The following is a 10,439-nucleotide window of genomic DNA, read 5'->3' as shown; positions in this document are numbered from 1 at the left end:
CTGCTGGCCACGGGGGAGGGGGTCACGGTGATGCGGGACCGGATCCAATTGCCGGCGGAGACGGCGGCGATTGTGGCCCTGTAAGGGAATCGCGGTGACATCGATCCCGGCGACGCGCTTCTTTCGCGGAAATTTAGGAACCGAATGCCCACACCTCTATGGGTGGCGATCTCTAGTAGCAGCTTGCGGTTGGTCCGCCGTCGGCCATAATCGCGCCGGCGAATCATAGCTTCTCGTTCGCTCCGTTCCAGTCAGGCAGCGATTCCCGCCGATTCAGTCGCGCGAAATTGAGGTGCCCTGGCCTCTCCTTGGGGTATCAGAATCTAAGTACAGTGGATTCGAATACCGAACCGGCTGCGTCTGTCGAGTATCGGGCCTAGTCATGTGCGCTTTCGGCGAACCGCCGCTTCAGTTCAGCAGCCTTCAGGATTTCGTTGGTCCGGTCGTACGCCCGCAAGAGGACGGGATAGGCAATGGACCTGAACTTTGAGTCACCTCGGTCAAAGCGGCTTTCCAGGACTTCAATAACCGCGCGGGAGGCGCCTTTCCGGTCGAGTACGCCGGCAAGGGCGCCTGCTGCAATCAGGTCGTTTGGCGCTTCAGTGACAGCCTCCTTGAGCGCCACTGAAGCCTTGTCAGCCGCGTCCGGCTCGCCGGAATCTTTCATGAGAATGCCGTACTCCCGGTAGATCAGAGACCGATCCGGACCGCGGGCAGGGGCGTTCGCCATCGCTTGCCCGTATAGACGGAGTGCACCGGCAAGATCTTGCCGCTTATGCCTCAGGAACTCGCCGTAGAGGCGGGCGGCACGCCAGGACCTGGGTGCACGGCTAAGCGCTTGCTGAAAGAGCCTCTCTGCTACATCGAGCTTGTTCTCACGCTCGGCTGCGACAGCTAGGTCCACGAGAGCAGTATCATCGGCAGCGCCGCCTTGGCGCAACTGCCTCACTATAAGCCTCTCGTCGGAGCTTCGAACGTCGTACGCCTCAAACCAATCGCGAAGCTTCTTGTGAAGATCTCGGGCTTGGGCCGTATTTGACCTCATATCATGCTGCACAAAGGCGCGTGTTATTGGCAGTAAGGTATAGCAGTAGTCGTTCCGATTAGTGTCGAATTCGCGAACCGCCAAGGAGTCGTTGACCAGATCGTCCAGGGAGTCAATAACGTCAACATTTCCGGAAGCTGTGGAAGCGACTATCGCTTCGATTGGGATGGCCCGCTGTAGCACGGATAGCACCTGTAGGACCTTGCGCTCCAGGGGGCTCAAATTGTCAAATACTCGCCTGAAGGAGAACTCGAGCAACTCTTCACTTTGTCGGCCTATGGCGACAGCCGCCTCAGCGGACGCTATAGCCTCCGCCACAGATTTACTGCGAGCAAATGCCCACCGTATTGCCAGAGGTATTCCGTTCCACGCAGACCCTACCCTCAGCGCCTCGGCCGGCGTAATGCGCCCAAGGTGTTTGAACGCGGCCTGCTTCGTTAACATGAGGACAAAGGCGACGACCTCCCTGTCGTTCATCGTCCCAATATCCACTGGACGAACAGCCACGCGCACGCGCGACCTGCGCGACGTAACGATTGCACGGACGCCGGCGGGAAGCTCGTCTAGAAAGTCTATTATCCGCACGTCGTCGACGGTCTCGAGGTTGTCCACGTAGATGAGCCCTTTGTCGCTCCCTAGCAGGGTTCGGATTTCCTCCTCTTTCTTCTCGATGGGCAGTTCGCGAAGGTCCGGAAATTGCAATACATCGGCGATTTCGTCTAGAAGTCGTTCGAAGCTCGTGAGCTTGTTCTCAAGGCCGACGATCCCGGTCGCCGTCAACTCTCGGTCTTTCGCTGTCACGCTCACAATATATTTGAATTCTTGCGCCTCATAAGCCCGTAGGGCAGCCCATGTAGCCAAGGCAGTCTTTCCCATCCCGCCAATACCAACCAACGACGTGACTGCGATTCGGCCATCTCGCAACGAGCGCTCGATTTGCCTGCCCAGCTCAGACCGCTGTACAAACTCCTCATACTCGGGCTTAAGGATACGGAAGTAAGGAATATCTACCGCGAAAGAGTTGCCGACCGTGGGAACGTGCAAGGATTGTATCCACGCCTCCGTTTTTGCTGGGCTGAGGATCCTTGTGCTGTCGCCCTCCCTTCTGGCGGAGCCCTCCTTCTCGAACTTCCGCTTTCCGTTGGTAAGAGGCGCACCTGCGCGAAACCTGGCCGGCATGGGTCCGCGTGGAGGAATCAACGCGACGCCGAGGTATCGCTGATCATCCTGTATAAACTCTCGGCTATATTCGACGAAAATGTTGTCAGGCAGGTAACGGCGGAGTTGATCGTTGAACATCTTGCTGTCCAGCATCCGCGATGCACCTACGAACTGAAAGGATGCGTCGTCAACGCCGAAAAATATGAGCCCACCCTGCTGGTTGTGAAATGCGAGAACATCCGATGCAATATTCGCCCAAGCCGCATCCGCGTTAGGGCCATTTTTTGGCGGGCAGTCTCTTTTGTAGTCCCACAATTCTGTCTCGTGGTTGTATCCAAAACGGGGCCGAATTGTAGATTTGTCGAACATGAAGCGCACTGCAACTGCGATATTCTTTTGCCGAATCGCCTGAGCGATTTCTTCGCGCATGTCCGCCCGCCTTTCGACTCGACGAGCATCGTACCGTTTGGGCGCTACGGGGTCCATGCATGAGTAACGAGCAGTCTTGCTGTGTCGTCGCGGTGTATCAAGCCAACAAGTATTACCCGGATCGGCCCAATTCGGAGTTTTGGGACGTGGTCAGGGCCGAGGTGCGCAGCGCCGGGGGAAAGACGATGCCTTGGTGTCCAGGTTCTCCGGTCGGTCGGTCCGGGGCTGACCGGGTATGGATCGAGTAGTCCGAGCGGCTGCGCGGGACCTGGCCTGCACAGGAGCCAAGTGGCGGGGCGTGTGCGCAGCTAGCGGCAGGTTTGGCCGCGATCAAGTAGCCAGCGTTCTGCTGGAGTGGGCAGCGCAGCGTTTCAACTCGGTGCTACGAGGTCTTTGTTGATCAAGAGTTGCGGCCGGCATTAGGTCCGGCGGCGCGCATTCTGCCGACGGCAGTACCGGCCACACCGTGAAGCACGCTTGGCCGGAATAGAGGGCTGCTTCCGCAGATCGTTCGAGCGGTGATGTGCAGCCGCCTGCCGTGTGCGCCCCTGCCGGTCGACCTGAGGCCATCAGTTCTTTGGACCGCGGACGGGCATTCCGCTCTGTAACGAGGTCGGGGAAACGGCTCCCGGGCGCTCCGCGTCACCGCTAGGGACGCTTTTCGGTGTACCGTCCATGGAACGGGGTAGAGGTTGTGGCCACTATCCCAGTCCTCTGCGTGGGAGTGGGCGATCGCATGGTGAAGAAGCCCGACACCATTGGCGCCAGGATCCGGTACTGGCGTATGCGCCGTGGCGGCATGACTCAGGCAGTCCTGGCTGGGCTCGCTGGCGTCACCCAGTCCTACGTTTCGCAGGTCGAGTCGGGCCGGAAGACCATCGACCGTCGCTCCACTCTGGTCGCTCTCGCTGCCGCCCTCCAGGTCACGGTGGCCGACCTGCTCGGCCAGGGCACAGAGTCCGGTGATCCGGCCCGCGAGAGCGCCGCCGAGTGCGTGCCGGCGATTTGGTCTGCCCTGATCGAGATTGAGGACGGCGAACGCCGACCATCGAACTACACCAAGGACCGCTTGGCCGCCGAGATCGCCCGCAGTGACCAGCTCCGCAACTCCTGCAACTACCCGGCGATGGCTCGCCTGCTCCCCGGCCTGCTGCTCGAAGCCGCCGCCGTGGGTGGGGCCACGCTAGTTCAGGTCGCATACCAAGCGGCCACCTGCCTCCGGCACCTCGGATACCGACACCTGGCGCTCAATGCCGCTCGGGTATCCGTGTTGGCTGCTGAGGACGTCGAGGATCGCGCATGGATCGGGGCATCTCGGTTTGCGTACGTGCAGAGCCTGCCAATCGAGTCGGCGCGGTTGGCTGCCGGAGCTGCCGACCGGTCGCTGGCGGAGCTTCAGGGAAACGCAGCCGACGTCCGGGTCCGGCAAATGCTCGGCCAACTGCACCTCACGGCTGCGCTCGCCTCCACGGTAGATGGTCGACCGGATGATGCCCGCCATCATCTGGCGGAGGCAACGCGCGAGGCGGCGAGCTTGGGAGATCCCGCTGACGGTGGCGGCTTCAACGATTGTTGCTTTGGGCCGACCAATGTAGGGCTCTGGAAGATGTCCATCGCGGCAGAGCAAGGCGAGTCCGGCAAGGTGATCGAGCTGTCCCGGACGGTACGACCACAGGTGCTGGTGGCATCTAATCGCCAAATGTCCTACTGGCTCGATGTTGGCCGGGCGCTGGCCGACGGCGGTCGCCGGGACGCGGACGCCCTCGCCGCGTTTGTGCAAGCTGAGCGGGCAGCACCGATCCCGTTCGCCATCAACCCCCTCGCCCGCGATGCCGTGGTGACGCTGGCGCAGCGCGCCCAGCGCCGCGCCATCCCCGACGAGCTGCGGTTGCTCGCCGGCCGTATCGGCATCAACATGGCTGCATAACTGGCAGTAATTTCGCCATTACTGATCCGCCCTAGTGTCCGATTCGGGCGCAATCGCGCTCCCTTGGCCTGGCGCAGCGGCGATCAGCTCCCGAGCATCGCTGCTGGGCCTCTGCCGGAAGAGGCGGGGATGAGCAGTCAGGACGACAACGCTCCGGAGAACACGGGCAAACAGTCGGAGGCGGCCGAGCGGGAGGCCGCCAAACAGCGCCTCCTGGCCCAGGCCGAGGCGGAGCGCGTACCGGTGGAGGACACGACCCGCGCGGTCCCGGACCGGCGGTGGCGGCGTGACCAGCGATGACCTGCCGATCGGCCGCCGCGTGGCGCGCTGGCGGGTGCGGCGGCAGATGACGCAGCAGATGCTGGCCGACCGGCTCCGCAGGTCGAAGAGCTGGGTGGACAAGGTCGAGCGGGGCGTCCGCACCCTGGACCGGTACTCGGTGATCCAGGAGCTGGCCCACGTGCTGCGGGTCGAGCCGGAGGTGCTGCTCGGCCAGCCGCGGAGCACCCCGCCCGGCACGCCGGACGGGGTGGACGACATCCGGGCCGCTCTCGCCCGCTACGACACTCCACAAGCCCCCGCCCAGACAACGGATGAGCTGAGAAGGCACGTCGGGTACGCCTGGTTGACCTACCAGCACGCGCACTACCCGCAGTTGGTGCGGGTCCTGCCGGGCCTGCTCGACGCCGCCCAGGCCGCGCAGAGGCCAGAGCTGCTGGTGCAGACGTACCGGATCACCTCGTCTGTGCTGGTGAAGCTCGGCGAGGCTGACCTCGGCTGGCTGGCCGCCGACCGGGCGATGACCGCGGCGGGCGACGATCCAGTGCTCGCGGCGACGGCGGCCATCTCAGTCGGCCAGGCGCTGCGCGCGTCGGGCCGGGACCGCCTGGCTCTCGCCGCGACGCTCGCCGCCGCCAACCGCGTCCTCCCAGCCCCATCCCGCTGCGGTGATCATGAGGTTGGCGGGGTTCTTGGATATCAAACCGCCCGTCAACCTCATGATCACCGAGGCGAGGCGAGGCGAGGCGAGGCGAGGGCGGGGCGAGGGCGGGGCGAGGGCGTGGGTGGTTAGGGCGTTGGGGTGGAGAGGCTGGCGCTGGCGGCGTCGCGGGCCGTTTCGCGGGGCATCAGGCGGCCGGAGCGGTAGCCGATGCCGATGCCGGCGATCAGCACGAAGATCGCGCCGAACGTCTGCAACGAGCCGATCAGGGCGCCGCCCAGGCCGAGCAACGGCGCGGCGATGATCAGCATGACCCCGTCGCCGAGGCTGAACGTGCCGGAGCGGGCCACCGCCCACCCGGTGAGGAACCAGCCCACGCTGTAGAAGGTGGCGCCGACCAGCACCAGCGAACGCGCGGTGGCTCCGAAGACGGGCGTCTGCTCGGCGAGCCCGGCGAAGGGCAGCATCAGCACGGTGCCGGCGATGCTGACCAGCAGCCCGGCGGCGGCCACCCGGCGGCTGCGGGTCGCGGCCAGCAGCCCGGTGAGGGCCAGCAGCGCGAGCAGGCCGAGCCAGATCGCGGCCACCCAGCCGATCAGGTACACCGCCTGGCCGTCGGCCGGATACGGGTCGTTGCCCACCCCGCCGTCGCTGGCCATCGCCACCGCGCCGTAGAGGATGGCGTACGCGGGTAGCAGCCACACCGCCGCCCGCGCGAACCGGCGCACCGACCAGGCCCAGCTGGCGTTCGTTGCCGGCCCGGCCGGGGTTGGCTCGCCCACGAACGGCAGTACGCCGAACCCGCCGCCGCTACGCCGGGAGCCCAGCGGGCCGGCCGGATCGTGCGCGCCGGGCACCGGGGCCGAGGACCACATCCGATTCGCCGGATCCTTCATGCGTCACCTCGCTCGTCCACGAGCGGTGCGGGACGCGCCGGGGCGCCCCGATTGCCTGGTCACCACCCGTCCTAGGACCGATCGTGGCAGGCGTCGGAGCGCCCCATGAGTCTTTCTCGCATTTATCCGGCCGGGCGGCCGGCGTACTCGATCACTCGCGCTCGCGCTGGTCGGCCGGGTCGTTGACCAGGCTGGCCGGGGACACCGGCTCCGGCGCGGGCAGCCCCTGCGGCTTGTTGCCACCGGTGGCCTGCGCCTCGGCGACGCGTACCTCGTCGTGGATCTGCTGCGCGGCGGCGGCTGCGGCCTGCGCGGCCTCCGCGGCCTCGCGCTCGACCTGGCTCGCGTGGTCGGCCGCCTCCGGCGCGGGCAGGTCCCCCACCATCTGGCTCAGCCCGCCGAGCGCGCCGCCCATGCCCTCCAGCGCCTTGGTCAGCTCGGCCGGGACGATCCAGACCTTGTTGGCGCTGCCCTGGGCGATCTGCGGCAGGGCCTGGAGGTATTGGTAGGCGAGCACCTTCTGGCTCGGGTTCGCCTGGTGGATCGCGTCGAAGACGGTACGGATCGCCTTCGCCTGCCCCTCGGCCTGGAGGATCCGGGCCTGCCGGTCACCGTCGGCCCGCAGCACCGCGGACTGCTTCTCACCCTCGGCGGTGAGGATCTGCGACTGCTTGTGGCCCTCGGCGGTGAGGATCGCCGCGCGACGGTCCCGCTCGGCGCGCATCTGCTTCTCCATGGAGTCGCGGATGCTGGCCGGCGGCTCGATCGCCTTGATCTCCACCCGGGTCACCTTGATGCCCCAGCGGCCGGTGGTCTCGTCCAGCACGCCGGAGAGGTGCCGGTTGATCTCGTCGCGGCTGGTCAGCGCCCGCTCCAGGTCCAGTGAACCGATCACGTTACGCAGAGTCGTGACGGTGAGCTGCTCGATGGCCTGCAGGAAGCTGGAGATCTCGTAGGTCGCCCGGACCGAGTCGACCACCTTGAAGTAGAGAACGGTGTCGATCGAGACCACCAGGTTGTCCGAGGTGATCACCGGCTGCGGCGGGAAGCTGACCACCTGCTCCCGCATGTCGACCTTCGTGCGCACCGCGTCGATGAAGGGCACCAGAATGTTGAGGCCAGGGCTGAGCGTGCGCTTGTACTTACCGAGCCGTTCCACCACGTCCTGGCGCTGCTGCGGCACGATCCGCACCGCCTTGGCCAGCGTCACCACAGCGATCAACGCAACTGCGATCAGCAGTACGCCTATGACCGTCATCCCGTTCACCCTCTCGCTTCCGGCAGCTCGCCGGCGGAAGAAACGTCGTCCTGCCAGACCAGGGCGGTCGCGCCCCGGACCTTGATCACTCGCACCCGTTCACCAGGCTCGTACGCCTGTGTCGTGTCGTACGACCGGGCGCTCCACAACTCCCCGTCGATCTTGACGAGCCCGTGCTCGGCGTCCACCCGCTCCAGAACCAGCGCCGTGGAGCCCTCGATCGCCTCCACGCCGAACGGCTGCTCGCCGCTGTCCAGTGCCGTCCGCTGGTGCCGCCGGATGACCGGCCGGACCACCACCAGGCTCAACGCCGACACCACGGCGAACACCAGCGCCTGCACCGCCACCGGCGCGCCCAGTGCGGCCGCGCCCGCGGCGGCGAACGCGCCGACCCCGAACATGATCAGGAAAAGCGTCGTCGTGAAGACCTCGGCGACAACCAGCAGCACACCCAAAACGATCCACACCACGGCGTCCACCTCCCAATCGTGACACGCGAATGCACGAGCAGCCGACCCGTGATGATCAGTAGGCTCGGCGGAACCCCCTGGCCCACCGAAACGCCCCACACCGGTGGCCCGCCCGAGCCGACGAACGAGGAGAGATCCCGTTGACCCTGCTGCCGGAAACCGCCCGACAGATCGACGCCCAGGTGGCCCAGGCACAGGCCGACGGCCGCGTCCCGTCGCTGGTGCTGGGCGTGGTCCGCGACGGCACGCTGGCGCACCTGGCCGTCGCCGGCGAGCATCCCCGCCCGGAGATCGACCTCCAGTACCGGCTGGGCTCGATCAGCAAGACCATGACCGCCACCCTGATCATGCAGTTGCGCGACGCCGGCCGGCTGGCCGTGGACGACCCGCTGGAACGGCACCTGCCGGGCACCGGCGTCGGCACGCTCACCCTGCGCCAACTGCTCGGGCACGCCAGCGGCATGCAGCGTGAACCCGAGGGTGACTGGTGGGAGCGGGCCGCGGGCGCCGACCTGGCCACCCTGCTCGGCGGGCTGAGCGCCGACAAGATCGCCTACCCGCCGCACGCCACGTACCACTACTCGAACCTGGCGTACGGGCTGCTCGGCGGGGTGCTCGAACGACACACCGGGACGCCCTGGGCGGACCTGCTCGACCAGCGGATCCTCACCCCGCTGGGGATGCGCCGCACCACGTACGCGGCCACCGAGCCGTTCGCCCGCGGCTACGTCGTCCACCCCTGGCACGAGACGCTGCGCGAGGAGCCCCGCACCGACACCGGGGCGATGGCCCCGGCCGGGCAGCTCTGGTCGACGATCGAGGACCTGGGCCGCTGGGCGGCGTTCCTGGCCGACCCCGACCCGTCGGTGCTGGCCGCCGAGACGCTCGCCGAGATGTGCGCGCCCGTGGTGATCAGCGATCTGGACTCCTGGACGGGCGGGCACGGCCTGGGGCTGGAGCTCTACCGGGACGGCGAACGCGTGTACGTCGGGCACGGCGGCTCGATGCCGGGGTACGTGGCCGCCCTCGCGGTGCACCGGCCCACCCGTACCGCCGTGGTCGGCTTCGCCAACGCGTACGGCTTCCCGATCACCGGGCTCGGCCGCCGGCTGCTGACCACCGTGCTGGACGCCGAGCCGGCGTTCCCGCAGCCGTGGCGGCCGGCCACCGCCGCGCCCGCGGCCGAGCTGGCCGAGCTGACCGGCCGTTGGTGGTGGATGGGCACGTCGCTGGACCTGAGCTGGGACGTGGGTGACCTGGTGGCCCACGTCCGCGGTGAGCGGGTGAGCCGGTTCGTCGCCGAGGGAACGGACCGCTGGCGGGGACGCTCCGGCCCGGAGACCGGCGAGATCCTGTCGGTGCTGCGCGACGACAGCGGACGGGCGGTGGCGGTCGACATCGCCACGTTCGTCTTCACGCGCAGCCCCGACGAGATCCCCTGACCCACCGCCGGGTGGATCAGGGGATCAGGCGGAGCAGGCCGTCAGGGGGCTTCGGTGACGAAGTCGATGAGACGTTCCATGGCGTTGATCAGGGGGGTCTCCACGTCGGCGAAGCTGTTCACCCGGGACAGGATGTGCCGCCACATGTCGGCCGGCTCGGCCACCCCGAGGGCCGCGCAGACCCCCTCCTTCCACGGCCGCCCCGGCGGTACCACCGGCCACGCCGCGATGCCCAGCGCCGCCGGCTTGACCGCCTGCCAGACGTCCACGTACGGATGTCCGGTCACCAGCACGTACGGCGAGGTCACCCGGGCCACGATCCGGCTCTCCTTGCTGCCCGGCACCAGGTGGTCGACGAGTACGCCGAGTCGCCGGGTCGGGCCGGGGGCGAAGTCGTGCACCTCGGCGTCGAGGGCGTCGATGCCGTCCAGCGGCTCCACGACCACGCCCTCGATCCGCAGGTCGTCACCCCAGATCCGCTCGACCAGCGCCGCGTCGTGGATGCCCTCCACCCAGATCCGGCTGGCCTTGGCCACCTGGGCGCGGACGTTGTCCACCGCCACCGAGCCGGACGCGGTACGCCGGCGGGCCGCCGGCACCGGCGCGCGGGTCGGGCGGCGCAGCGTCACCGGGCGACCGTCGAGCAGGAACGCCGCCGGCAGCAGGGGGAAGTTGCGCCGCTTGCCGTGCCGGTCCTCCAGCACCACCGCGCCGGATTCGAAGCCCACGACCGCGCCGCAGAACCCGGAGTCGACGTCCTCCACCACGAGATCCGGCTCGGCGTCCACCTCGGGGGTGACCTTGCGCCGCCGCCAGTCGCCCGCCAACACGTCCTCGCCGTATCGCCCCGCCATGTCGATCACGCTAACCC

Annotated in this window: 9 protein-coding genes; 4 read left to right on the top strand and 5 right to left on the bottom strand. The window is 67.3% G+C overall.

Annotated elements, in window-relative coordinates; all coding sequences use genetic code 11:
* Positions 1-376: 376 nt before the first annotated feature.
* Positions 377-2,575 (bottom strand): RNA-binding domain-containing protein, encoded by a 2,199-nt coding sequence (locus EAD98_RS16455; protein ID WP_233583855.1) that lies wholly within the window; start codon positions 2,573-2,575, stop codon positions 377-379.
* Between the two features lie 796 nt (positions 2,576-3,371).
* Between EAD98_RS16455 and EAD98_RS16450 the strand changes: the two genes are divergently transcribed.
* The 3 genes from EAD98_RS16450 to EAD98_RS16445 all read left to right on the top strand — a co-directional run bounded on the left by EAD98_RS16450 (position 3,372) and on the right by EAD98_RS16445 (position 5,634).
* A complete protein-coding gene (locus tag EAD98_RS16450; protein ID WP_121654947.1) occupies positions 3,372-4,562 on the top strand; it encodes a helix-turn-helix domain-containing protein in 1,191 nt (396 codons plus the stop codon).
* A 129-nt stretch (positions 4,563-4,691) separates the two neighbouring features.
* Positions 4,692-4,862, top strand: a complete 171-nt coding sequence (locus tag EAD98_RS31270) for a hypothetical protein (RefSeq protein WP_199723433.1) — start codon at positions 4,692-4,694, stop codon at positions 4,860-4,862.
* Positions 4,849-5,634, top strand: coding sequence for a helix-turn-helix domain-containing protein (locus EAD98_RS16445; RefSeq protein WP_233583854.1), 786 nt, complete (start codon positions 4,849-4,851; stop codon positions 5,632-5,634). The genes EAD98_RS31270 and EAD98_RS16445 overlap by 14 nt, the downstream gene beginning before the upstream one ends.
* On the opposite strand, the gene EAD98_RS16440 is transcribed toward EAD98_RS16445, so the two are convergent.
* From EAD98_RS16440 to EAD98_RS16430, 3 genes are all read right to left on the bottom strand, one after another.
* Positions 5,631-6,398: a hypothetical protein gene (locus tag EAD98_RS16440; protein WP_121654943.1), complete on the bottom strand. Its 768-nt coding sequence runs from the start codon at positions 6,396-6,398 to the stop codon at positions 5,631-5,633. The genes EAD98_RS16445 and EAD98_RS16440 overlap by 4 nt on opposite strands.
* A 151-nt stretch (positions 6,399-6,549) precedes the next feature.
* On the bottom strand, positions 6,550-7,656 hold the full coding sequence (locus EAD98_RS16435) for an SPFH domain-containing protein (protein ID WP_121654946.1): 1,107 nt from the start codon (positions 7,654-7,656) through the stop codon (positions 6,550-6,552).
* Positions 7,657-7,661: 5 nt separating this feature from the next.
* Positions 7,662-8,135: an NfeD family protein gene (locus EAD98_RS16430; RefSeq protein ID WP_121654942.1), complete on the bottom strand. Its 474-nt coding sequence runs from the start codon at positions 8,133-8,135 to the stop codon at positions 7,662-7,664.
* A gap of 131 nt (positions 8,136-8,266) precedes the next feature.
* Between EAD98_RS16430 and EAD98_RS16425 the strand changes: the two genes are divergently transcribed.
* The gene (locus tag EAD98_RS16425; protein ID WP_121654941.1) at positions 8,267-9,568 is read left to right on the top strand and encodes a serine hydrolase; all 1,302 of its coding nucleotides are present in this window, start codon (positions 8,267-8,269) and stop codon (positions 9,566-9,568) included.
* A gap of 41 nt (positions 9,569-9,609) precedes the next feature.
* Here the strand turns inward: EAD98_RS16425 and EAD98_RS16420 are convergent, their stop codons facing one another.
* Positions 9,610-10,422 (bottom strand): DUF3097 domain-containing protein, encoded by an 813-nt coding sequence (locus EAD98_RS16420; RefSeq protein WP_121654945.1) that lies wholly within the window; start codon positions 10,420-10,422, stop codon positions 9,610-9,612.
* Positions 10,423-10,439 lie beyond the last annotated feature (17 nt).

The sequence above is a fragment of the Micromonospora sp. CV4 genome, assembly GCF_003667455.1.
Lineage (GTDB): Bacteria > Actinomycetota > Actinomycetes > Mycobacteriales > Micromonosporaceae > Micromonospora.
The sequence above is the reverse complement of the archived record's forward strand: the minus strand, read 5'-3'. Positions and strand labels throughout refer to the sequence as shown.